Consider the following 23,436-nt stretch of genomic DNA (forward strand, 5'->3'; position numbering starts at 1 on the left):
GCGGGAGGCGGGCGCACGTCGACGTCCGGTCGGCGCGCCTGTGTGCCCGGACACGGGTCGGGCGGGACGGTCAGGCGGCGGTGCGCGGACCGAACACCGCGGTCCCGACGCGCACGGTCGTCGCGCCCTCGGCGACGGCGAGCTCCAGGTCGCCGCTCATGCCCATGGACAGCTCGTGCGCGTCGCGCGTGCGCGGGTCGCCCGAGCGCACGACGGCGTCGCGCACCTCGCGCAGGCGCGCGAACCCCGCGCGGACCCGGGCCTCGTCCGGCGAGAGGGCACCGATGGTCATGAAGCCCGTGAGCCGCAGACCCGGGAGCGTGGCCACCTCGAGCGCGAGGCCCGCGGCGTCGTCCGGGGCGACGCCCGCCTTGGTCGGCTCGCCGGACACGTTGACCTGGAGCATGACGTCGAGCGTGCGCGTGTCGCGCACGCACCGGTCGGAGATCGCGCGGGCCAGCTCGAGCGAGTCGACGGACTCGACGCCGGACGCCGTCGCGAGCACCTGGTTGACCTTGTTGCGCTGCAGTCGGCCGATCATGTGCACGCGCAGCAGGCCGGCCGCGACGAGGTCCGCGACGTCGGGCGCCTTCGCGACGAGCTCCTGCACGCGGTTCTCCCCGACGAGGTCGACGCCCGCGGCCACCACGGCGCGGACGGCCTCGGCCGGCTGCGTCTTCGTCGCCACGAGAAGGCGGACGTCGGACGGGTCGCGCCCCGCGGACCGCGCCGCGGCGTCGACCCGGGCCCGGACGGCGCGGACGTTGTCGGAGACGAGCGTGACGAGGTCGGCGGACGGGTCGGGCACCCGGTCAGTCTAGGTGCGGACGGCGGACCGGTCGCCGAGGGTCCGGGACGGGATCAGGGTGGTCCCGGAGCCGCGACGGCGCGCGGTGCGCGACGATGGGCGGGTGAAGACCCTGCTGAACATCATCTGGCTGGTGCTCGCCGGCCTGTGGCTCGCGCTCGGCTACGTGGCGGCCGGCATCATCTGTTGCGTGCTGATCGTGACGATCCCGTTCGGCATCGCGTCGTTCCGCATCGCGGGCTACGCCCTGTGGCCGTTCGGCCGCACGGTCGTGGACAAGCCGACCGCGGGCGCCTGGTCGACGATCGGCAACGTCATCTGGGTGCTCGTAGCGGGCATCTGGCTCGCGATCGGGCATGTCCTCACGGCGATCCCGCTGTTCGTGTCGATCATCGGCATCCCGCTCGGCATCGCGAACCTCAAGCTCATCCCGGTCTCGCTCCTGCCGCTCGGCAAGGAGATCGTCCCGAGCGACGCGCCGTACCAGACGTACCGGCACTGACCTCTATCGCGCGACGGGGGCGGTCGCGCCGTCCGTGAGGCGCAGCAGGTCGGCGGGGGCGAGACCGACGTCGAGCCCGCGCCGCCCGCCCGAGACGTAGACGACGTCGAACGCGAGCGCGCTCTCGTCGAGGACCGTGCGGTGGCGCTGCTTCTGCCCGAGCGGGGAGATGCCGCCGACGACGTACCCGGTCGCGCGCTCGGCGACGGCCGGCTCGGCCATGGTGGCCTTCTTGCCGCCGACGGCGCGGGCGAGCGCCTTGAGGTCGAGCTGGCGGTCGACGGGCACGATGCCGACGACGAGCGGGCCGCCGTCGACCACCGCGAGCAGGGTCTTGAACACCTGCTCCGGGGCGGCGCCGATCGCGGCCGCGGCCTCCAGGCCGTAGCTCAGCCCGCTCGTGGGGTCGTGCTCGTAGGGGTGGAGGGTGTGCGCCGCGCCGTCGCGCTCGAGGAGCGCGACGGCGGGCGTCCCGGCGTGGGCGGACGACGACTTCTTGGCCACGGGCCGATTGTGCCCGATCCGGTCGAGCACGGGGTCGTCCACCGGAACCGCGTCGGAACGGTGGCCGAACCCGTGGTCGGCGGCCGGGCGCGACGGTCTACAGGGGCCCGACCGCCAGCACCGTGACGACGGGCGCGCCCGCCTCGTCGCTCGCGGCGAGGTCGACGCTCGCGGTGATCGCCCAGTCGTGGTCGCCCGCCGGGTCGTCGAGCACCTGCCGGACCAGCCACGTCCCCGCGGGCACGACGCCGCCGGGGGCGTGCGCCGACGTCCGGCCCTCGTGCCCCGGCGGTACCTCGCCGCCGGCCTCGACGACCCGGAACAGGGACGCGGCCCGCGCGCCCGGCCCGATGCCGACGGCGTCGTCGCCCTGCGCCTCGAACAGGGGGTCGAGCGCGTCGCCCCACGCGTCGGCGTCCCAGCCGCTCGCGCCGTCGAGCGCCGCGAGGGCGCGGTAGTCCTCGCGCGCGGCGAGCTCGACGCGGCGGAACATGGCGTTGCGCACGAGGCGGCGGAACGCGCGCGGGTTGCCCGTGACGGGACGCGCGGGCGCCTCCTCGCCGGTGCCGGCGAGCGGGCCGTCACCGACGAGGTCGTCGGCGTCGTCGTCCACGGGGCGCGACAGACGCTCCCACTCGTCGAGCAGCGACGAGTCGGTCCCGCGCACGAGCTCCCCGAGCCACTCGACGACCTCGTGCACCTCCTCGGTGCGGTGCTCCTCGGGCACCACCTGGCGCAGCGCGCGGTAGGCGTCGGCGAGGTAGCGCAGCACGACGCCCTCGGTGCGCTCGAGGCCGTACACGGAGACGAACTCGGCGAACGTCATGGCGCGCTCGACCATGTCGCGCACGACCGACTTGGGGGAGAGCTCGGCGTCGGCGACCCACGGGTTCGACCGCTTGTACATCGCGAACGCCGGCGCGAGGAGGTCCTCGAGCGGCTTGGGCCAGGTGATCTCCTCGAGCAGCGCCATGCGCTCCTCGTACTCGTACCCCTCGGCCTTCATCGCCGCGACGGCCTCGCCCTTCGCCGCGTTCTGCTGCGCGTAGAGCACCTGGCGCGGGTCGTCGAGCGTCGCCTCGATGACGGACACGACGTCGAGCGCGTGCGTCGGGCTCTCGACGTCGAGCAGGTCGAGGGCCGCGAGGGCGAACGGCGACAGCGGCTGGTTGAGCGCGAAGTCGCGCGGGACGTCGACCGTGAGCCGCACGCTCGGGCGGTAGCCGGCGGGGCGGGAGGCGTCGGGCACGCGGACGCGCTCGACGATGCCCGCCACCCGCAGCGACCGGTAGATGCGGAACGCCTGGCGCACGTGCTCGCGGCGCTGGGTGTCCGTGTCGTGGTTCGCGAGCAGGAGGTGGCGCATCGCCTCGACCGGGTCGTGACGGGCGTCGTCGGAGCCGGCCGTCCACCGCGTGCGGGCGAGCACGTTGAGCACCATCGCGTGCGTCACGCGGAAGTGGCTCGTCAGGGGCTCCGGCTCGGCGTCGCGCAGGCGCTCGAACGTCGCGTCGGTCCAGTTGACCGAGCCCTGCGGCGCCTTCTTGCGCACGATCTTCTTGAGCTTCTTCGGGTCGTCGCCGGCCTTGGCGAGCATCTTGCGGTTCTCGATCACGTGGTCGGGCGCCATGACGAGAACCTCGCCCACGGTGTCGTACCCCGCGCGCCCGGCCCGGCCGGCGATCTGGTGGAACTCGCGCGCGGTGAGGTGGCGCATGCGCTCGCCGTCGAACTTCACGAGGCTCGTGAGCAGCACCGTGCGGATGGGCACGTTGATGCCGACGCCGAGCGTGTCGGTGCCGCACACGACCTTGAGCAGGCCCGCCTGGGTGAGGCGCTCGACGACGCGCCGGTACTTGGGCAGCATCCCCGCGTGGTGCACGCCGACGCCGTGGCGCAGGAACTTGCTCAGCGTCTTGCCGAAGCCCGTGCCGAAGCGGAAGTCGCCGAGCTCGGCCGCGATGGCCTCCTTCTCGGCCTTGGACGCGACATTCGTCGACAGCAGCGACTGCGCGCGCTCGACGGCGTCCTTCTGCGTGAAGTGCACGACGTACACGGGCGCGCGTCGCGTCGAGACGAGCTCCTCGAGCACCTCGGTGAGCGGCTCGACGACGTAGCTGAAGTGCAGCGGGACCGGTCGCTCCGCGGTGGTCACCTCGGCGACGGGGCGGCCCGAGCGCTCCTCGAGCTCGGTGACGAACCGGCTCGTGTCGCCGAGCGTGGCCGACATGAGCAGGAACTGCGTACGGGGCAGCTCGAGCAGCGGCACCTGCCAGGCCCAGCCGCGCTGCGGGTCGGCGTAGAAGTGGAACTCGTCCATGACGACCTGGGAGATCGCGTCCTCGTCGTCGGGCTCGCCCGCGCCGCGGCGCAGCGCGAGGTTCGCGAGGATCTCCGCGGTGCAGCAGATGATGGGCGCGTCCGGGTTGACGGCGGAGTCGCCCGTGGTCATGCCGACGTTCTTCGACCCGAAGGCCGCGACGAGCGCGAAGAACTTCTCGCTGACGAGCGCCTTGAGCGGGGCGGTGTAGTAGGTGCGGCCGCCGCGGCCCGACCGGTGCGCCGCGAGCGCCGCGAACTGGGCGCCCATCGCGACGAGCGACTTCCCCGACCCGGTCGGGGTGGCGAGGATGACGTGGGAGCCGGAGACGAGCTCGATGAGCGCCTCGCTCTGGTGCGGGTAGAGCTCGAGGCCCTGCTCGGTGGCCCACGTGGTGAACCCCTCGTACAGCGCGTCCGGGTCGGGCGCCGCGCCCGTGGGGGCTGGGACGTGCGCGAGGAGCGTGGGGGCGCGGCCGGTCGTCGTCGTCACGGGACGAGTCTCTCAGGTCGGTCCCGCGGCGCCGGACGGCGGCTGTCCACGGCGCGCTCACCTGCGCGTAACCCGGCCCTGGCAAGGTGCGGACGTCCCGGCCCCGTCACCGCTGTCATGGCGACCGGCCCTTCCCCCCGACCATGAGGACCCCATGAACCCCAGTCCCACCCGCCCCCGCGGCGGGCGACGAGCCCGGCCGGCCGCCGGCGTCGTCGCGCTCGCGCTCGCCGCGGGCGCCGCGGGCGGGGTCACGGCGGACCGGGTCCTCGACCCGGCGCAGGGCAGCGCCGTCGGCCTCCCGGCCGCGAGCGTCGAGGACGGCGAGCTGGACCGGCCCGCCGGGTCCGTCGCGGACATCGCGTCGACCGTCCTGCCGAGCGTCGTGTCGCTGCAGGTGCGCGGCACGGACGGCGTCGCCACGGGCTCGGGCTTCGTGCTGCGCGAGGACGGCTACATCCTCACGAACAACCACGTCGTGGCGGCGGCCGCGGAGGGCGGCGAGGTCGTCGTGCTCTTCGCCGACGGCCACGAGAGCCCGGCGGAGCTCGTGGGCCGCACGGTGGACTACGACCTCGCCGTCGTCAAGGTCCCGGACACCGGTCTGACGCCGCTCGCGCTCGGGGACTCGGACGCCGTCGTCGTCGGCGACCCGGTCGTCGCCGTCGGGGCGCCACTCGGCCTCAACGGGACGGTCACGACGGGCATCGTCAGCGCGCTCAACCGCCCCGTGCAGGCGGGGGAGGCGGCCGAGACGGCCTTCATCAACGCGATCCAGACCGACGCGGCGATCAACCCGGGCAACTCCGGCGGCCCGCTCGTCAACGGTCGCGGCGAGGTCGTCGGCATCAACTCGGCGATCGCCCAGCCCCCGGGCGCGATGGCGGCGACCGGGAGCATCGGGCTCGGGTTCTCCATCCCGTCGAACCAGGCGCGCCGCACCGCGGAGCAGCTCATCGCCGACGGCGTCGCGACCTACCCCGTGATCGGCGTGCTCCTCGACCAGCGCTACCAGGGCGAGGGCGTGCAGGTCTCCACGGAGGACCAGCAGGGGCAGCCGGCCGTCACGCCCGACGGTCCCGCGGACGCCGCGGGCATCCGGCCCGGAGACGTCATCCTGTCGATCGACGGCCGCCCGGTCACGGAGTCGGACGAGCTCATCGTCGCGATCCGTGCCAAGGCCCCCGGGGACACGGTCGTGCTGCGGGTCCGCACGGGCGAGCAGGAGCGCGACGTGCGCGTCGTCCTCGACGAGGCGACGAGCGAGTAGTCTGACGGCGTGTTCGGGATCAACGGGGCCGAGTTCGTCGTGCTCCTCGTCGTGGCCGTGCTGATCATCGGCCCCGAGCGCCTGCCCCACTACGCCGAGCAGCTCGGCGGCTTCGTCCGGAGCGCGCGCGGCTACCTGCGCGACGCCAAGGCGCGCGTCGACGCGGAGATCGGCGCCGAGGTCGGGGACGTGGACTGGTCCAAGCTCGACCCCCGCCAGTACGACCCGCGGCGTATCGTCCGCGAGGCGCTCCTCGAGGACGACGACCCCCGCCCGTCCCGCCCGACGCCCCCGCCCCCGCCCGCCCCGGTCGCACGCACGAACGGTGGCCCCGCGCCGTTCGACGACGAGGCGACCTGACGCGAGCGGGCTCACCGACCGCACCGCCGGCCGGGAGGGTGCCGGCGCGATTCGGCGGGCGGCGGGCGACCTGTCAGAATGGGGCAATGTCCATCGAGGCGACAGAGGTCGAGGCGGCGCCGGGGACGGCGGCCGCGGAGCGGTCCGGGACCGGCACGACGGGCGGCACCGCGCCCCGCATCCTCTCGGGGATGCAGCCCACCGAGGACTCGCTGCAGCTCGGGAACTACATCGGTGCGCTGTCCCAGTGGGTGGCCCTCCAGGACTCCTACGACGCGCTGTACTGCGTCGTGGACCTGCACGCGCTCACCGTGAACCCGGACCCGTCGCGCCTGCGCGAGCGCACGCGGCGCACCGCGGCGCAGTACCTTGCGGGCGGCGTCGACCCGGAGCGGTCCGCGCTGTTCGTCCAGTCGCACGTGCCGCAGCACGCGGAGCTGTCCTGGGTCCTGTCGTGCCAGACCGGCTTCGGCGAGGCCGGGCGCATGACGCAGTTCAAGGACAAGTCGGCGAAGCAGGGCACCGAGGGCACGACGGTGGGGCTGTTCACGTACCCCGTGCTCATGGCCGCCGACATCCTGCTGTACGACGCCGCCCTCGTCCCCGTCGGCGAGGACCAGCGCCAGCACCTCGAGCTCGCGCGCAACCTCGCGGAGAGGCTCAACGCCCGCTTCGGGGACGGCACGGCCGTCGTGCCGGAGCCGCACATCGTGCGCTCGGTCGCGAAGATCTACGACCTGCAGGAGCCCACGGCCAAGATGAGCAAGTCGTCCTCGGGCGGCAAGGGCGTCGTCTGGCTGCTCGAGGACCCGAAGGTCGCCGCGAAGCGCATCCGCTCCGCGGCCACGGACTCGGAGACGGAGGTCCGCTACGACCCCGTGGCGAAGCCGGGGGTCTCGAACCTCTTGACGATCTTCTCGGCGCTCACGGGGCGCGACGTCGACGCGATCGCCGCCGAGTACGACGGGCAGGGCTACGGCCGGCTCAAGGTCGACCTCGCCGACGTCGTGGTCGACTTCCTCACGCCGTTCCAGGCACGTGCGAACGCCTACCTCGCGGACCCGGCCGAGCTGGACGCCGTGCTCGCGCGCGGTGCCGAGAAGGCGCGCGAGATCGCCGCGGGCACGCTCTCCCGGATCTACGACCGCGTCGGCCTGCTGCCGCTCGGGGGGACCACCGCGTGAACCTCCCGGAGCGCGGGCCCGGACAGGTGCGGGTCGGTGTCGCGATCGCGGTCCCCGAGCCGTTCGCGACTGAGCTGCAGTCCGCGCGGGCGCGCTTCGGCGACCCGTTGGCGTCCGCGATCCCGCCGCACGTCACGCTGCTCGGGCCCACGGTCCTCGACGTGGACGTGCTCGAGGAGGCCCGCGCCCACCTCGAGCGCGTCGCCGCCGCGGCGGCGCCGTTCCGCCTGCACCTGCGCGGCAGCGCGACGTTCCGTCCGGTGTCTCCCGTGGTCTTCGTCCAGGTCGTCGAGGGCATCGCCGAGTGCGAGCACCTCGAGCAGGCGGTGCGCAGCGGCCCCCTCGAGCAGGAGCTGCGCTTCAACTACCACCCTCACGTCACCGTCGCGCACGAGGTCGCCGACGAGGACCTCGACCGCGCCTTCGACGACATGGCGACCTACGAGGCGCGGTTCGACGTGCAGGGGTTCCACCTCTACGAGCATGGCGACGACGGCGTGTGGCGCCCGCGCCGGCCCTACCTCCTCGGGGGCGTGGAGGGCCGGCCCGACGGCGCCGTCGGCGGTGTCGCCGGAGGAGTCGCCGGAGGTGTGGCGCGAGGGAGCCGCCCGTAGGGTCGTGGCGTGACCAGCGCCGACACCTCCGCGGACGGCGGGAGCCCTGCGCACGGACGCCCGTCCCTCGTCGACCGCGCCAAGCGAGTCATGGCGTGGTGGACGTCGTCGCGCCCCGGACGGTCCTTCGCCTGGTACAACGCCCAGCACGGGCCGATCCTGTGCGGCGGCATGGCGTACGCGGCACTGTTCTCGCTCTTCGCGGCGCTCGCCATCGGGTGGACCGTCTTCATGGCGGTGCTGGGGTCCCGCACGGACCTGCGGGACGCGGTCCTCGAGCAGATCGACACGTGGCTGCCCGGCCTCGTCGGCACGGGCGGCTCCGCCGTGCTCACGCCCGACCAGCTCGTGCTCGACAACCCCGTCACGGTGACGAGCGTCGTGGCCCTGGGCGTGCTCATTTTCAGCGCGGTGGCGTTCATGGCCGCGCTGCGCAGCTCGGTGCAGGCGATGTTCGACGTGCCGCCCACCGCGCAGAACCCCGTCCTGGCGAAGGCGCGCGAGCTGGGCGGGTTCGTGCTGCTCGGCGTGGGCATCCTCGTGAGCGCCGCGGCGAGCGTCGTCGTCTCCGGGGTCGGCACGTGGCTCGCCGACCTCCTCGGCGGCTCGGTGGTGCTCACCGTCGTCGTGCGCGGGCTCGGCATCGCGGTCGGGCTCCTCGTCGACGCCGTCGTGGTCGCGCTCGTCGTCGTCCTCGTGGGCGGTGTCCGGCCGGCTCGGCGCGACCTCGTCCTCGGCTCGCTCGTCGCCGCAGCCGCCTTCGGCGCCCTGCGCTACCTCGGGACGAGCATCGTCGTCGGCTCCGCGTCGCGGAACGCGCTCCTCGCGTCGTTCACCGTGCTCGTCACGCTCCTCGTCCTCGTCAACGTCGTCGCGCGCGTGCTCCTCATGGTCTGCGCCTGGATGGCGGACCCGCCGGAGCTCCCCGCACCGGGCGAGGAGGACGACGCGGGGCGCGACGGCGGGGGGAGCGGCCCGGGCGGCGACGTCGACCGTGACGCGGCACGGGCCCGCTGGACGACCGAGGAGCGCGTGCGCGCCGGTCAGGGGCGTGGCCGGCCCTGGAGCGCCGTCGTCCGCGGCGTCCGGCGCGGACGCCTCACGGGCACCTGACCGCAGCGGACGTCCGACCCCGGCAGCCGCCCGCACGACAGCGGCGCCCCGCCCCGGTGGACCGGGACGGGGCGCCGCAAGCAGGACGCGTCAGAACGCGCGCGTGATCATCGCGCGCTTGACCTCCTGGATGGCCTTCGTGACCTCGATGCCGCGGGGGCACGCCTCGGTGCAGTTGAAGGTCGTGCGGCAGCGCCACACGCCCTCCTTGTCGTTGAGGATCTCGAGGCGCTGCGTGGCGCCCTCGTCGCGGCTGTCGAAGATGAAGCGGTGCGCGTTGACGATCGCGGCCGGACCGAAGTACTGGCCGTCGGTCCAGAACACGGGGCACGACGACGTGCACGCGGCGCACAGGATGCACTTGGTGGTGTCGTCGAACCGCTCGCGCTGCTCGGCGGACTGCAGGCGCTCCTTGCTCGGCTCGTTCCCGGTCGTGATGAGGAACGGCATGATCTCGCGGTAGGAGGCGAAGAACGGCTCCATGTCCACGACGAGGTCCTTGACCACGGGCAGGCCCTTGATGGGCTCGACCGTGATCGGCCTGTCGGGGTTGACGTCCTTGAGGAGCGTCTTGCACGCGAGGCGGTTGCGGCCGTTGATGCGCATGGCGTCCGAGCCGCACACGCCGTGCGCGCACGAGCGGCGGAACGTCAGGGAGCCGTCGTGCTCCCACTTGATCTTGTGCAGGGCGTCGAGCACGCGGTCGGTGCCGTGCGCCATGACGGTGAACTCGTCCCAGTACGCGTCCTCGCCGTGCGTGGACTCGGGGGAGTAGCGGCGGATCCGGAGGGTCACCTCGAACGAGGGGATCTCCCCGGCCTTCGCCTCGGGTGCGGGTGCGTCGAGTGTGGCAGTCATCAGTACTTCCGCTCCATGGGCTCGTACCGGGTCTGGGTGACGGGCTTGGAGCCCAGGGCGACCTTGTAGCCGTCGAAGTGCTCGACGTGGTCGAAGTAGCCCGGGACGTGACCGTCGACCAGCCTGTCGTCGGCCGTCCCGGCCTCGGTGGGGCGGCGGTACGCCATCGTGTGCAGCATGTAGTTGGCGTCGTCGCGGCTCGGGTAGTCCTCGCGGTAGTGCCCGCCGCGCGACTCCTTGCGGTTGAGGGCGGCGACGACCGTGACCTCGGCGATGTCGAGGAGGAAGCCGAGCTCGATCGCCTCGAGCAGGTCCGTGTTGAACAGCCGGCCCTTGTCCTGGACGGACACGTTCCGGTAGCGCTTCTGCAGGCCGCGGATGTCGGTGAGGGCCTGGTTGAGCGACTCGCCGGTGCGGAACACCTGGGCGTTGGCGTCCATCGTCTCCTGGAGCGCCTTGCGCACGTCGGCGACGCGCTCGCCGTCGGGACGGTTGCGCATCTCCTCGAGCTGGGCGATCACGCTGGCCGCGGGGTTCTCCGGCAGCTCGGTGAACGACGCGGTCGCCGCGTAGGCGGCCGCGGTGCGCCCGGCGCGCTTGCCGAAGACGTTGATGTCGAGCAGCGAGTTCGTGCCGAGGCGGTTCGAGCCGTGCACGCTCACGCACGCGACCTCGCCGGCCGCGTAGAGGCCCTTGACGACGTGGCTGCTGTCGCGCAGCACCTCGGCGTCGACATTCGTCGGGATGCCACCCATCGCGTAGTGCGCGGTGGGGTACACCGGGACGGGCTCGGTGTACGGCTCGATGCCGAGGTACGTGCGCGCGAACTCGGTGATGTCCGGGAGCTTGGCGTCGATGTGCGCGGGCTCCAGGTGCGTGAGATCGAGCAGGACGTAGTCCTTGTTCGGCCCGGCGCCGCGGCCCTCGCGCACCTCGTTCGCCATCGACCGGGCGACGATGTCGCGCGGCGCGAGGTCCTTGATCGTGGGGGCGTAGCGCTCCATGAAGCGCTCGCCGTCCGCGTTGCGCAGGATGCCGCCCTCGCCGCGCGCCGCCTCCGACAGGAGGATGCCGAGACCGGCCAGGCCCGTCGGGTGGAACTGGAAGAACTCCATGTCCTCCAGCGGCAGGCCGCGCCGGTAGGCGAGCGCCATGCCGTCGCCCGTGAGCGTGTGCGCGTTGGACGTCGTCTTGAAGATCTTGCCCGCGCCGCCGGTGGCGAAGATGATCGCCTTCGCCTGGAAGACGTGGATCTCGCCGGTCGCGAGGTCGTAGGCGACGACGCCGGTCGCGGTGACCGTCTCGTCGTCGGCCACCTCGCCCGCCGACAGGTCGTGGTCGGTGATGAGGTCGAGCACGTAGAACTCGTTGAAGAACTCGACGTCCTGCTTGACGCACTGCTGGTAGAGCGTCTGGAGGATCATGTGGCCCGTGCGGTCGGCCGCGTAGCACGAGCGGCGCACGGCGGCCTCGCCGTGGTTGCGCGTGTGGCCGCCGAACCGGCGCTGGTCGATGCGGCCCTCGGGCGTGCGGTTGAACGGCAGGCCCATGCGCTCGAGGTCGAGGACGGCGTCGATGGCCTCCTTGGCCATGATCTCCGCGGCGTCCTGGTCGACGAGGTAGTCACCGCCCTTGACCGTGTCGAACGTGTGCCACTCCCAGTTGTCCTCCTCGACGTTGGCGAGGGCGGCGCACATGCCGCCCTGCGCCGCGCCCGTGTGGGAGCGCGTCGGGTACAGCTTAGAGATGACGGCCGTGCGGACCTTGCTGGAGGACTCCAGCGCCGCGCGCATCCCGGCGCCGCCTGCGCCGACGATGACGACGTCGTACTGATGGGTTTGCATCGGTTCCGATGCCTCCTGGGAGAGAGCGGGGGGTGGGGCTGCGCCGGCCGCGGCCGGCGGGGGCGTGGGTCAGGCGGTGCAGAACGACGCGAGCAGCTCGGCCGGCGCGCCCGCGGGGCACGGGTCGAACGTGAAGATCACGAGCGTGCCCAGCACGGTGACGACCGTGAACGCGAGGTAGAGCGCGAGCTTGAGCACGAGGCGGGTGCCGTCGCGCTCCGCGTAGTCGTTGATGATCGTGCGGACGCCGTTCGTGCCGTGGAACATGGCGAGCCACAGCATGAGCAGGTCCCAGATCTGCCAGAACGGCGACGCCCACTTGCCGGCGACGAAGCCGAAGTCAATGGCGTGCACGCCCTCGCCGACCATGAGGTTGACGAAGAGGTGGCCGAAGATCAGGACGATCAGCACGACGCCCGAGGCGCGCATGAAGACCCAGCTGTACAGCTCGAAGTTGCTCCGCGTGGACTTGCGGCGCTTGTACGGGTCGCGCGGCGCGGCGACCTCCACCGTGGGCGCGGCGGCCATCAGTGTCCCCCTCCGAACACGTTCATGAGGTGGCGCGGCAGGAAGCCGGCCATCGTCACGACGAACAGACCGACGACGATCCACAGCATCGCGCGCTGGTAGCGCGGCCCCTTGGCCCAGAAGTCGACGAGGACGATGCGGACGCCGTTGAACGCGTGGAACACGATGGCGGCGACCAGGCCCGCCTCGCCGAGCCCCATGATCGGCGTCTGGTACGTGCCGATGACGGCGTTGTACGCCTCGGGGGAGACCCGCACCAGTGCCGTGTCGAGCACGTGGACGAGCAGGAAGAAGAAGATGAGCACGCCGGTCACGCGGTGCGCGACCCACGACCACATGCCTTCACGGCCGCGGTAGAGCGTGCCGGCAGGTGCACTGGGCACTTTGGGGGCCTCCTGTGGCGAGGTCAGGGGAGAGATGCCGGGTGATCCCGGAGCCGGCCCGGTCCGGGGCGGGGCCGTCGTCGGCTTCGGTCTCTGGGAATCACCATAGGACCTCCACGTCGAGGTCCGGACGCCGCCGGGCCGTCGGGGCAGGTCCTGGGCCGCGTTTGTGAGGGATCCCACAGGCGACGGGGGAACTGGGCCTCTCATTATGCTGCGCACATGGGCCCTTCTCCGTCACGTGCCGCGTCCGCCCCGATCCCCGGGTTCCACGCCGTCGTCCCCGCCGGGGGAGCAGGAACCAGGCTCTGGCCTCTCTCGCGCGCCGGGTCGCCGAAGTTCCTGCTCGACCTGACCGGCTCGGGGCGCACGCTGCTCCAGGCCACGGTCGACCGGCTCGCGCCGCTCGCGGGGCGGGACGGGATCGTGCTGGTCACGGGCGACCGGCACGTCGCGGCGGCGCGCACGCAGCTGCCGGAGCTGCCCGCCGGGAACGTGCTCGCGGAGCCCTCGCCGCGCGACTCGATGGCGGCGATCGGGCTCGCCGCGGCCGTCCTCGAGCAGCGGCACGGCGACGTGGTGCTCGGGTCGTTCGCCGCGGACCAGGTCATCACGGGCAAGGACGCCTTCGAGTCGTCGGTGCGCGAGGCGGTCGAGGCGGCCCGTGCCGGGTACGTCGTGACGATCGGCATCGCGGCGTCGCGGCCGTCCACGGCGTTCGGCTACGTGCACAGCGGGGACGCGCTCGGCGTCGAGGGGGCGCCGTCCGCGCTGCACGTGCGCGGCTTCACCGAGAAGCCCGACGCCGCCACGGCCCAGCGCTACCTCGCGTCGGGGGAGTACCGGTGGAACGCGGGCATGTTCATCGTGCGCACCTCGGTCCTGCTCGGCCACCTCGCGGATCAGCGGCCCGAGCTGCACGACGGCCTGCGCGCCGTCGCCGCCGCGTGGGACACGCCGGAGCGCGACCGGGTGCTCGCCGCGACGTGGCCGGCGCTCGAGAAGATCGCGATCGACCACGCGGTGGCCGAGCCCGTCGCCGCGGTGGGCGGCGTCGCGGTCGTGCCCGGCACGTTCGGCTGGGACGACGTCGGCGACTTCAACTCGCTCGCGGCGCTCCTGCCGTCGGTGGACAACGCCGGGTCGAAGGTGCTCGGCGACACGGGCAGGGTCGTGCGGCGCGAGAGCGCCGGGTCGGTCGTCGTCCCGGCCGCCGACCGGGTCGTCACGGTCCTCGGGCTCGACGACGTGGTCGTGGTCGACACGCCCGACGCGCTCCTCGTCACGACGAGGGCCCGCGCGCAGCAGGTGAAGTCCATGGTGGACACGGTGCGCGAGCTCGGGATGGACGAGCTCCTGTGAGCGCGCGGACGGTGACGGCCGACCTGCTGGCCCGGTCCGCGGCGCGGTACGCCGACGAGCTCGTCGCGACGCGCCGCGACATCCACGCCCACCCCGAGGTCTCGCGCGCCGAGACCCGCACGACGGCGCTGCTCGCGGGGCGCCTGGAGCGCGCCGGGCTCGAGCCGCGGCTGCTGCCCGGCACCGGGCTCGTCTGCGACCTCGGCCCCGCGCCTGGCGAGCTCGTCCCCGGCCCCGGCGGCACCCGCGTCCCGGCGCCCGGGCGGGTCGCGCTGCGCGCGGACATCGACGCGCTGCCGCTGCAGGACCGCTGCGCCCTGCCGTGGTCGTCGACCGTGAGCGGCGTGGCGCACGCGTGCGGCCACGACGTCCACACGACCGTCGTGCTCGGCGCCGGCCTCGTGCTCGCCGACCTGCACGTGCAGGGCCGGCTGCGCCGCGGTGTCCGGCTGGTGTTCCAGCCCGCGGAGGAGGTGCAGCCGGGCGGCTCGCTCGACGTCATCGCGGCCGGCGGGCTCGACGAGGTCGACGAGATCTACGGCGTGCACTGCGACCCCAAGACGGACGTCGGCACGGTCGGCACGCGCATCGGCCCGATCACCTCGGCCTCGGACGAGGTGTCGGTGACGATCGCGTCGCCCGGCGGCCACACCTCGCGCCCGCACCTCACGGGCGACGTCGTGTACGCGCTCGGTCAGGTCATCACGCAGGTGCCCGCGGTGCTCGGGCGGCGGCTCGACCCGCGGTCGGGCGTGAACCTCACGTGGGGAGCGGTGCACGCGGGGTCGGCGCACAACGCGATCCCGAGCACCGGCACCGTGCGCGGGACGCTGCGCTGCCTCGACGTGCGCGCGTGGGAGTTCGCCGGCCAGGTCCTGCACGACGCGGTCGAGCAGGTCGTGGCCCCCTATGAGGTCGAGGTGACGGTGCACCACACGCGCGGCGTGCCCCCGGTGGAGAACGACGCGCGCTGCACCGGCCTGCTCGAGGCCGCCGCGCGGGACGTCCTCGGGCCCGACGCGGTGACGCTCACGGAGCAGTCGCTCGGCGGCGAGGACTTCGCGTGGTACCTCACCAAGGTGCCGGGCGCGATGGCGCGGCTGGGCACGCGCACCCCGGGCGGGCGCTCCTACGACCTCCACCAGGGCGACCTCCAGGTCGACGAGCGCGCGATCGACGCCGGGGTGCGCCTCCTCGCGCGCGTCGCGCTCGGCGGCGGTCCGGTCGAGCGCGCGGACGCCGCGGGCGACCTCTGACGGTCCGCCACGTGGACGCTCGTCCGCCGGGGCTGAGACGGGCGATGACGCTTGCATAACGAAGTGGCCGCGCAACCGCCGCGCAACGTGCGCGGCACACGGGGCTGGCTAGTGTTCCGTCTCATGGAGGCCGACGGACCGGTCCTCCCGCGCAACGGTGCGCGGGGAGTCCCAGGGGTCCACCCCTGCGCGGCCCGGAAGACGACAGCGACAGGAGCAAGAAGGTGAAGAGAGCGACTCAGGTCACCGCGCTCGCGGCGGTCGCCGCGCTCGCGCTGGCGGCGTGCGGTGCGGCGCCGGAGGACGACGAGACCACCGGCGGTGGCGGCGAGGCGACCGGGGGCAACTCCGACTTCTCCGCGTGCATGGTCTCCGACCAGGGCGGCTTCGACGACCAGTCCTTCAACCAGGCCGGCTACGAGGGCCTGGAGCAGGCCGAGGAGGAGCTGGGCATCACGGTCCACGAGGTCGAGTCCCAGGCGGACACCGACTACGGGCCCAACATCGACAACCTCGTCCAGCAGGGCTGCAACCTCGTCATCGGCGTCGGGTTCCTCCTCGAGGACCCCATCCAGGCGGCGGCCGAGGCCAACCCGGACACGAACTTCGCGCTCATCGACTCGCCGTTCTCGGACGCGGAGCAGAACCCCGTCGAGCTGGAGAACGCCAAGCCCATCCTGTTCAACACGGCGGAGGCCGCGTTCCTCGCGGGCTACCTCGCCGCGGGCATGAGCGAGTCCGACACCGTGGCGACCTTCGGCGGCCTCCAGATCCCGTCCGTGATGATCTTCATGGACGGCTTCGCGGACGGCGTCGCGAAGTACAACGAGGACAACGGCACCGACGTCACGCTCCTCGGCTGGGACAAGGAGGCCCAGACGGGCACCTTCACCGGTGACTTCGAGAACCAGGCGAACGGCCAGAACGTCACCCAGGGCTTCATCGACCAGGGCGCCGACATCATCATGCCGGTCGCGGGCCCCGTGGGCCTCGGCGCGGCGGCCGCCGCCGAGGGCGCCGGCGCGAAGCTCATCTGGGTCGACTCGGACGGCTACCTCACGACCGACTACGGCAGCATCATCCTCACGTCGGTCATGAAGCAGATCGGCCCGGCCGTGTTCGACACGGTCAGCGAGTCCGCCGAGGGCAGCTTCACCAACGAGCCGTACGTCGGCACGCTGGAGAACGAGGGCGTCGGCCTCGCGCCGTTCCACGACTTCGAGGACGCGGTGCCGGTGGAGCTGCAGGACAAGCTCGCCGAGTACCAGGAGCAGATCATCGCGGGCGACCTGGTGGTGGAGACCCCGAACGCTCCGTGACGACCGGTCACGAGCACCGCGCGGCCGGGCCCTCGGGCCCGGCCGCGCCCCACGGTGGCCCGGGCGGACGCCCGGGCCATCGTCCTGATCAGCGGGGCGCGCACGGCGTCCCCACGACGAGCGGCAGCCGGCCGGCACGACGCGACGTGCGCACCGGGGTGCGGTTCGATGGACGAGGCGGACGAACGGAAGAGGCCGACCGGTGAAGCTGGAGCTGCGCGGGATCACGAAGGTGTTCGGGTCCCTGGTCGCCAACGACCACATCGACCTGGTGATCGAGCCGGGCGAGATCCACGCCCTGCTGGGGGAGAACGGCGCCGGCAAGAGCACGCTCATGAACGTGCTGTACGGCCTGTACGACCCCGACGACGGCGAGATCCTCGTCGACGACCGCCCCGTGCAGTTCGCCGGTCCGGGCGACGCCATGGCGGCCGGCATCGGCATGGTGCACCAGCACTTCATGCTCGTCCCCGTGTTCACGGTGGCCGAGAACGTCGCGCTCGGCCACGAGCCGGTGCGCGGCGGCGGCCTCATCGACGCCCGGCGCGCGCGGGGGCTCGTGCAGGACATCTCCGACCGCTTCGGGTTCGAGGTCGACCCGGACGCGTTGGTCGAGGACATCCCCGTCGGCGTCCAGCAGCGTGTCGAGATCATCAAGGCGCTCTCGCGCGACGCCCGCGTCCTCATCCTCGACGAGCCCACCGCCGTGCTCACCCCGCAGGAGACGGACGAGCTCATCGCGATCATGCGCCAGCTCAAGGAGGCGGGGACGTCCATCGTCTTCATCACCCACAAGCTGCGCGAGGTCCGCGCGATCGCCGACCGCATCACCGTGATCCGCCGCGGCAAGGTCGTCGGCACCGCGGAGCCGACCGCGAGCGAGACCGAGCTCGCGTCGCTCATGGTCGGCCGGTCGGTCGAGCTCGGCGTCGCGAAGGAGCCCGCGCGGCCGGGGGACGCGACGTTCCAGGTCCGCGACCTCACCGTCCTCGACGACACGGGCGCCGCGGTCGTGGACGACGTCGACCTCGACGTCGCGCGCGGCGAGATCCTCGTCGTCGCGGGCGTGCAGGGCAACGGCCAGACCGAGCTCACCGAGACGATCGTCGGGCTCCGCCGGCCCGTCGCGGGCTCGATCACGCTGGACGGCAAGGAGCTCGTGGGCCGCGGCGTCTCCGACGTGCTCGATGCGGGCGTCGGCTACGTCCCGGAGGACCGCAGCACCGACGGCATCATCGGCACGTTCTCCGTCGAGGAGAACCTCGTGCTCGACCTCGTCTCGTCCGCCCCGTACTCGCGCGGCGGCGCGCTCAGCCGCAGCGTGATCCGCAGCAACGCCGAGCAGCGCGTCGTCGAGTTCGACGTGCGCACCCAGTCCGTCGAGACCCCGGCCGGCACGCTGTCCGGCGGCAACCAGCAGAAGGTGGTCCTCGCGCGCGAGATGTCCCGGCCGCTGCGCCTGCTCATCGCCTCCCAGCCCACGCGCGGTCTCGACGTCGGCTCGATCGAGTTCGTCCACCAGCGCATCGTGTCCGAGCGCGACAAGGGCACGCCCGTGATCATCGTCTCGACCGAGCTCGACGAGGTCGTCGCGCTCGCCGACCGGATCGCGGTCATGTACCGCGGGCGCGTCGTCGGGGTCGTCCCCGGCGACACCGACCGCGACGTCCTCGGCCTCATGATGGCCGGCGTCCCGCTCGACGAGGCGGTCGTCCAGGCCGCCCGGCACCACACGACCCTCGGCGAGGCGGGCGGCGCGCCGTCGGGCGCCCCCGCCCCGGACACGACCGCCGCCACGTCCCGTGAGGAGGAGACCCCGTGAGCCAGCAGCCCATGGCGGACGACGAGGGGACGCCCACCGTCCCGCCGACGGCCGCACCGCCGAGCGACGTCCCGAAGGCCGAGCGGCCGGCAGGGCAGAGCATCCTGCGGGAGATGCTCGAGAGCAGCTGGCTCGTCTCCCTGCTCGCGATCGTCGCCGCGCTCGTCATCGGCGGCGTCCTCATCGCCGCCGCCGACCCGGAGGTCCAGGAGGCCGCGACCTACTTCTTCGCCCGGCCCACCGACACGCTCCAGGCGATCTGGGACGCCGTCTTCGGCGCGTACATCGCGCTGTTCCAGGGGTCCGTCGTCAACGTCGCGGCGCCCGACCTCGAGCGCGCGCTGCGGCCGCTCACCGAGACCATGACGGTCTCGGTGCCGCTCATCCTCGCGGGCCTCGGCCTGGGCATCGGGTTCCGGGCGGGCCTGTTCAACATCGGCGCGCAGGGGCAGATCATCCTGGGCGGCATCTTCGCCGGCTTCATCGGGTTCACGTTCGACCTGCCGCCGGGGCTGCACCTGGTGCTGGCGGTGCTGGGCGCGGCGCTCGGCGGCGCGATCTGGGCGAGCATCGCCGGCGTCCTCAAGGCCCGCACCGGCGCCCACGAGGTGATCGTCACGATCATGCTCAACAACATCGCCGTCTACCTCGTGGCCTACCTGCTCACGACCCCGGCGTTCCAGCGCGAGGGCAGCTCCAACCCCATCAGCCCGCCCATCCCGGGCAGCGCGACGTTCCCGCTCCTGCTGGGCGAGGGCTTCCGCCTCCACCTCGGGTTCGTCCTGGCCCTGCTCGCCGCCGTCGGCGTGTGGTGGCTCATGGAGCGCTCGACGCTCGGCTTCCGCTTCCGCGCCGTCGGCGAGAACCCGCACGCCGCTCGCACGGCCGGCATGTCCGTGGCCTGGGCCACCGTGTGGGTCATGGCCCTCGCGGGCGGTCTCGCCGGTCTCGCGGGCTCGGCCCAGGTGCTCGGCACGGAGAAGGTCCTCACGGCCGGCGTCGCGGCGAGCTTCGGCTTCGACGCGATCACGGTCGCGCTGCTGGGCCGCTCGCGCCCGCTCGGCACCGTGCTCGCGGGCCTCCTCTTCGGCGCGCTGCGCGCCGGCGGGTTCGCGATGCAGGCCCGCACCGGCACGCCGATCGACATCGTCCTCGTCGTGCAGTCCCTCATCGTGCTCTTCATCGCGGCCCCGCCGCTCGTGCGGGCGATCTTCCGCCTCCCGACGCCGGGCGGTCCCACGCGGGCCGAGCGCCAGGCGGCGCGGCGCCGCGCGACGCGCACGACCACCCCGACGACCCAGGAGGCCGGCGCATGACCGCCGTGACGACGCCCCCGGCACCCGCCCCCTCGAGGAGCGCCGCGAGCAAGCCGCTCACGCCGATCAGCTGGCGCGCCCCCGTCACGTACGCGGTGGTCGGCCTGCTGTCGCTCCTGCTGTTCGTGATCCTGCCGGACGGCGGCACCACCACGACCTTCCGGCTCTCGACCGCGGGCGACTTCTTCCAGATCCAGCCTGTCACGGTGAGCTCCACCGGCGCCGCCCTGTTCCTCACGATCCTGGCGCTCATGCTCGCGGGCCTGTCGTTCTGGGCGGCCGTCGACCGGCGCAAGGTCGGGATGTGGCTGCCCGTCGTGTTCGGCGTGCTCGTCGTCCTCGCCTTCCTGTGCTGGGCCGGTGCCGGCAAGTCGGCCATCCCGCTGACCGGGCTCCTGCAGGGGTCGCTGTTCCTCGCCGTGCCGCTCGTCTTCGGCGCGCTGTCCGGCGTCCTGTGCGAGCGCGTGGGCATCGTCAACATCGCGATCGAGGGCCAGCTCCTCGCCGGCGCGTTCCTCGCGGCCGTCGTCGCGTCCGTGACGTCGAGCGCGTACGCGGGGCTCGTCGCGGCGCCGATCGCGGGCGCGCTCGTCGGCGTGCTGCTCGTGATCTTCTCGGTCCGCTACTGGGTCAACCAGATCATCGTCGGCGTCGTGCTCAACGTGCTCGTCGTCGGCGTGACGAGCTACCTGTACTCCACCGTCCTCACCGAGGACTCCGCGACGTGGAACGCGCGCACCCCGCTGCCCGTCATCGAGATCCCGGTGCTGTCGCAGATCCCCGTGGTCGGACCGGTCCTGTTCCGCCAGACGCTGCTCGTCTACCTCATGTACGCGGCCGTCGTGGTGCTCCAGATCTTCCTGTTCCGCAGCCGGTGGGGCCTGCGCCTGCGCGCGGTGGGCGAGCACCCCAAGGCCGCGGACACCGTCGGCATCAAGGTCAACGCGACGCGCGTGAAGAACACGATCCTCGGCGGCGCGGTCGCCGGCCTCGGCGGCGCGTTCTTCACGGTCGCGGCCGGGCTCGCCTTCGGCAAGGAGATGACCGGCGGCAAGGGGTTCATCGCGCTCGCCGCGATGATCCTCGGCCGGTGGAACCCCGTCGGCGCGCTCGCCGCGGCGCTGCTCTTCGGCTTCGCCGACAACTTGCAGACGGTCCTCGGCATCGTCGGGACGCCGATCCCGAGCCAGATCATGCTCATGACGCCGTACGTCGTGACGATCTTCGCCGTCGCCGGCCTGGTGGGACGCGTCCGGGCGCCCGCCGCCGAGGGCATCCCGTACATCAAGTGAGGTGGGCATGACGAACGGGTCCGAGGGCGCGACGCGCGCGGTGGGCGACCGCGACGGCGCCGGGCAGGACGCCACCGCCGTCGACTGGGAGGCGCTGCGCGGCGCGGCGCGCGAGATCATGACGCGCGCGTACGCGCCGTACTCCGGCTTCCCGGTGGGCGCGGCGGCGCTCGTCGACGACGGCCGCGTGGTCGTCGGGTGCAACGTCGAGAACGCCGCCTACGGCGTCACGCTGTGCGCCGAGTGCTCGCTCGTCAGCGCGCTCGTCGGCTCCGGCGGGGGCCGGCTCGTGGCGTTCGCGTGCGTGGACAAGCACGGGGCGACGCTCATGCCGTGCGGGCGCTGCCGCCAGCTGCTGTGGGAGCACGGCGGCCCCGACCTGCTGGTCGACACCGTCCGTGGTATCACGACGATGAGGAACGTGCTGCCCGACGCGTTCGGGCCCGACGATCTGGAGGAGCGGTCGTGACGACCCAGGACAACGAGGGCGCGGCGCCGCAGGGCGGTCCCGAGGGGGCGCAGGGGCCGGAGGGGGCGGCGCCCGCGGCGGAGCCGTTCGACGCGGTCGACGTCATCCGGACCAAGCGCGACGGCGGGCTGCTCGACGGCGCGCAGATCGACTGGGTCGTCGACGCCTACACGCGCGGAGTCGTCGCCGAGGAGCAGATGGCCGCGCTCGCGATGGCGATCTTCCTCAACGGCATGGACCGCACGGAGATCGGCCGCTGGACGCAGGCGATGATCGCGTCCGGCGAGCGGCTCGACTTCACGTCGCTGTCGCGACCCACGGTCGACAAGCACTCGACCGGCGGCGTGGGGGACAAGATCACGCTCCCGCTCGCGCCGCTCGTCGCGTCGTTCGGCGTCGCGGTCCCGCAGCTGTCCGGGCGCGGCCTCGGCCACACGGGCGGCACGCTCGACAAGCTCGAGTCGATCCGGGGCTGGCGCGCGGCGCTGACCAACGCGCAGATGATGGACGCGCTCGAGCACGTCGGGGCGGTCATCTGCCAGGCGGGGTCGGGTCTCGCGCCCGCCGACCGCCTGCTGTACGCGTTGCGCGACGTGACGGGGACGGTCGAGTCGATCCCGCTCATCGCGTCCTCGATCATGAGCAAGAAGATCGCCGAGGGCACGGGCGCGCTCGTCCTCGACGTCAAGGTCGGGTCGGGCGCGTTCATGAAGGACCTCGGCGCGGCGCGCGAGCTCGCACGCACGATGGTGGACCTCGGGACGGACGCGGGCGTGCGCACGGTCGCGCTGCTCACCGACATGTCGACCCCGCTCGGCCTCACTGCGGGCAACGCCCTCGAGGTGCGCGAGTCGGTCGAGGTCATGCACGGCGAGGGGCCGCAGGACGTCGTCGACCTCACGGTCGCCCTCGCCGTCGAGATGCTCGCCGCCGCCGGCCGCCCGCAGGACCCCGACGACGTCCACCACGCCCTCGTCGGCGGCCGCGCCCTCGACAAGTGGCGGCAGATGATCGCCGAGCAGGGCGGCGACTCGCGCGCCCCGCTGCCGACTGCGCGGGAGAAGGAGCACGTCGTGGCGGACCACGACGGCGTCCTGTCGCGGCTCGACGCCTACGCGGTCGGCGTCGCGGCCTGGCGCCTCGGTGCCGGGCGCGCGCGCAAGGAGGACGCGGTGCAGGCCGGTGCCGGCGTCGAGCTGTTCGCCAAGCCGGGCGACGCGGTGCGCAAGGGCCAGCACCTCATGACGCTGCACACCGACACGCCCGAGCGCTTCGGCCGCGCGGTCGAGGCGCTCGAGGGCGCGTGGGAGATCGCGCCGCCGGGGACCGCGGTGGAGCGCACGCCGGTCGTGCTGGACCGCGTCGGCTGACGTGGCGGAAGAGCACGCGGAGCCGGGGGACCACCGGCGCCCCCGGTCCGTGTATGGCGTCGGGACCGAACCCGACGCGCGGTTCAGCCTCGCCAACGAGCGCACCGCGCTCGCGTGGGTGCGCACCGGTGTGGGCCTCGTCGCGGGCGGCGTGGCGCTGACGTCGTTCTCGACGTTCGCGGACCTGCCCGGCCTGGTGGACCTCGTCGCCGCCGTCGCGTGCCTCGTGGGCGCAGCCTGCGCGGTGTACGCGCTCGTCACGTGGCGCCGCAACGAGCGCGCGCTGCGCCGGCGCGAGCCGCTGCCCGCACCGGGCGGGCTGCCGGTGCTCGTCGTCGGCGTCGTCCTGCTCGCGGTGCTCATCGCGGCCTACGCGGCGGCGGCGGGCCTGGGCGAGGCCGCGTCGCTGCCATGACGTCGGCGGAGCGCCCGCCCGGGCCGCCGGAGCGC

At 73.2% G+C, this 23,436-nt stretch carries 22 protein-coding genes; 15 read left to right on the forward strand and 7 right to left on the reverse strand.

Features of this window, described 5'->3' with window-relative positions; all coding sequences use genetic code 11:
- Positions 1–70 precede the first annotated feature (70 nt).
- The gene (locus JZ5iCDA_RS02085) at positions 71–808 is read right to left on the reverse strand and encodes a YggS family pyridoxal phosphate-dependent enzyme (protein ID WP_069385605.1); all 738 of its coding nucleotides are present in this window, start codon (positions 806–808) and stop codon (positions 71–73) included.
- Between the two features lie 103 nt (positions 809–911).
- Here JZ5iCDA_RS02085 and JZ5iCDA_RS02090 point away from each other — a divergent pair, with 103 nt between their 5' ends.
- Positions 912–1,310: a YccF domain-containing protein gene (locus tag JZ5iCDA_RS02090; protein ID WP_069385606.1), complete on the forward strand. Its 399-nt coding sequence runs from the start codon at positions 912–914 to the stop codon at positions 1,308–1,310.
- 3 nt (positions 1,311–1,313) lie between these two features.
- Here the strand turns inward: JZ5iCDA_RS02090 and ybaK are convergent, their stop codons facing one another.
- On the reverse strand, positions 1,314–1,814 hold the full coding sequence (ybaK, locus tag JZ5iCDA_RS02095; RefSeq protein WP_069385628.1) for a Cys-tRNA(Pro) deacylase: 501 nt from the start codon (positions 1,812–1,814) through the stop codon (positions 1,314–1,316).
- A gap of 97 nt (positions 1,815–1,911) precedes the next feature.
- The gene (locus JZ5iCDA_RS02100; protein WP_069385607.1) at positions 1,912–4,626 is read right to left on the reverse strand and encodes a DEAD/DEAH box helicase; all 2,715 of its coding nucleotides are present in this window, start codon (positions 4,624–4,626) and stop codon (positions 1,912–1,914) included.
- 154 nt (positions 4,627–4,780) lie between these two features.
- Here JZ5iCDA_RS02100 and JZ5iCDA_RS02105 point away from each other — a divergent pair, with 154 nt between their 5' ends.
- The 5 genes from JZ5iCDA_RS02105 to JZ5iCDA_RS02125 all read left to right on the forward strand — a co-directional run bounded on the left by JZ5iCDA_RS02105 (position 4,781) and on the right by JZ5iCDA_RS02125 (position 9,167).
- Entirely contained in the window at positions 4,781–5,896 is a 1,116-nt protein-coding gene (locus JZ5iCDA_RS02105; RefSeq protein ID WP_083259555.1) for a S1C family serine protease, read from the forward strand.
- A gap of 9 nt (positions 5,897–5,905) precedes the next feature.
- The gene (locus JZ5iCDA_RS02110) at positions 5,906–6,256 is read left to right on the forward strand and encodes a twin-arginine translocase TatA/TatE family subunit (protein WP_069385608.1); all 351 of its coding nucleotides are present in this window, start codon (positions 5,906–5,908) and stop codon (positions 6,254–6,256) included.
- Between the two features lie 86 nt (positions 6,257–6,342).
- The gene (gene trpS, locus JZ5iCDA_RS02115; RefSeq protein ID WP_083259556.1) at positions 6,343–7,440 is read left to right on the forward strand and encodes a tryptophan--tRNA ligase; all 1,098 of its coding nucleotides are present in this window, start codon (positions 6,343–6,345) and stop codon (positions 7,438–7,440) included.
- On the forward strand, positions 7,437–8,054 hold the full coding sequence (locus JZ5iCDA_RS02120; protein WP_083259557.1) for a 2'-5' RNA ligase family protein: 618 nt from the start codon (positions 7,437–7,439) through the stop codon (positions 8,052–8,054). The genes trpS and JZ5iCDA_RS02120 overlap by 4 nt, the downstream gene beginning before the upstream one ends.
- Positions 8,055–8,063: 9 nt before the next feature.
- Positions 8,064–9,167 (forward strand): YihY/virulence factor BrkB family protein, encoded by a 1,104-nt coding sequence (locus JZ5iCDA_RS02125; protein ID WP_069385609.1) that lies wholly within the window; start codon positions 8,064–8,066, stop codon positions 9,165–9,167.
- A 90-nt stretch (positions 9,168–9,257) separates the two neighbouring features.
- On the opposite strand, the gene JZ5iCDA_RS02130 is transcribed toward JZ5iCDA_RS02125, so the two are convergent.
- The 4 genes from JZ5iCDA_RS02130 to sdhC all read right to left on the reverse strand — a co-directional run bounded on the left by JZ5iCDA_RS02130 (position 9,258) and on the right by sdhC (position 12,780).
- Positions 9,258–10,025: a succinate dehydrogenase iron-sulfur subunit gene (locus tag JZ5iCDA_RS02130; protein WP_069385610.1), complete on the reverse strand. Its 768-nt coding sequence runs from the start codon at positions 10,023–10,025 to the stop codon at positions 9,258–9,260.
- Complete coding sequence (gene sdhA, locus JZ5iCDA_RS02135) at positions 10,025–11,869, reverse strand: succinate dehydrogenase flavoprotein subunit (protein WP_069385611.1); 1,845 nt, start codon at positions 11,867–11,869, stop codon at positions 10,025–10,027. The genes JZ5iCDA_RS02130 and sdhA overlap by 1 nt, the downstream gene beginning before the upstream one ends.
- Positions 11,870–11,938: 69 nt before the next feature.
- Positions 11,939–12,397: a succinate dehydrogenase hydrophobic membrane anchor subunit gene (locus JZ5iCDA_RS02140; protein ID WP_069385612.1), complete on the reverse strand. Its 459-nt coding sequence runs from the start codon at positions 12,395–12,397 to the stop codon at positions 11,939–11,941.
- The gene (gene sdhC / locus JZ5iCDA_RS02145) at positions 12,397–12,780 is read right to left on the reverse strand and encodes a succinate dehydrogenase, cytochrome b556 subunit (protein WP_083259558.1); all 384 of its coding nucleotides are present in this window, start codon (positions 12,778–12,780) and stop codon (positions 12,397–12,399) included. The genes JZ5iCDA_RS02140 and sdhC overlap by 1 nt, the downstream gene beginning before the upstream one ends.
- A 222-nt stretch (positions 12,781–13,002) precedes the next feature.
- Between sdhC and JZ5iCDA_RS02150 the strand changes: the two genes are divergently transcribed.
- The 9 genes from JZ5iCDA_RS02150 to JZ5iCDA_RS02190 all read left to right on the forward strand — a co-directional run bounded on the left by JZ5iCDA_RS02150 (position 13,003) and on the right by JZ5iCDA_RS02190 (position 23,401).
- The gene (locus JZ5iCDA_RS02150) at positions 13,003–14,142 is read left to right on the forward strand and encodes a mannose-1-phosphate guanylyltransferase (protein WP_069385614.1); all 1,140 of its coding nucleotides are present in this window, start codon (positions 13,003–13,005) and stop codon (positions 14,140–14,142) included.
- Entirely contained in the window at positions 14,139–15,398 is a 1,260-nt protein-coding gene (locus tag JZ5iCDA_RS02155) for an amidohydrolase (protein ID WP_069385615.1), read from the forward strand. The genes JZ5iCDA_RS02150 and JZ5iCDA_RS02155 overlap by 4 nt, the downstream gene beginning before the upstream one ends.
- 224 nt (positions 15,399–15,622) lie before the next feature.
- Positions 15,623–16,717, forward strand: a complete 1,095-nt coding sequence (locus JZ5iCDA_RS02160) for a BMP family lipoprotein (RefSeq protein ID WP_069385616.1) — start codon at positions 15,623–15,625, stop codon at positions 16,715–16,717.
- Between the two features lie 202 nt (positions 16,718–16,919).
- Positions 16,920–18,539 (forward strand): ABC transporter ATP-binding protein, encoded by a 1,620-nt coding sequence (locus tag JZ5iCDA_RS02165; RefSeq protein WP_083259559.1) that lies wholly within the window; start codon positions 16,920–16,922, stop codon positions 18,537–18,539.
- Between the two features lie 11 nt (positions 18,540–18,550).
- The gene (locus JZ5iCDA_RS02170) at positions 18,551–19,855 is read left to right on the forward strand and encodes an ABC transporter permease (protein ID WP_069385617.1); all 1,305 of its coding nucleotides are present in this window, start codon (positions 18,551–18,553) and stop codon (positions 19,853–19,855) included.
- Entirely contained in the window at positions 19,852–21,147 is a 1,296-nt protein-coding gene (locus JZ5iCDA_RS02175) for an ABC transporter permease (RefSeq protein WP_069385618.1), read from the forward strand. The genes JZ5iCDA_RS02170 and JZ5iCDA_RS02175 overlap by 4 nt, the downstream gene beginning before the upstream one ends.
- A gap of 7 nt (positions 21,148–21,154) precedes the next feature.
- A complete protein-coding gene (locus JZ5iCDA_RS02180) occupies positions 21,155–21,616 on the forward strand; it encodes a cytidine deaminase (RefSeq protein WP_083259564.1) in 462 nt (153 codons plus the stop codon).
- Complete coding sequence (locus JZ5iCDA_RS02185; RefSeq protein ID WP_083259560.1) at positions 21,613–22,986, forward strand: thymidine phosphorylase; 1,374 nt, start codon at positions 21,613–21,615, stop codon at positions 22,984–22,986. Before JZ5iCDA_RS02180 ends, JZ5iCDA_RS02185 begins: the two co-directional genes overlap by 4 nt.
- Before the next feature lie 49 nt (positions 22,987–23,035).
- The gene (locus JZ5iCDA_RS02190) at positions 23,036–23,401 is read left to right on the forward strand and encodes a YidH family protein (protein ID WP_083259565.1); all 366 of its coding nucleotides are present in this window, start codon (positions 23,036–23,038) and stop codon (positions 23,399–23,401) included.
- Positions 23,402–23,436: the final 35 nt, after the last annotated feature.

Source organism: Cellulosimicrobium cellulans (assembly GCF_001722485.1).
GTDB lineage: Bacteria > Actinomycetota > Actinomycetes > Actinomycetales > Cellulomonadaceae > Cellulosimicrobium > Cellulosimicrobium cellulans_A.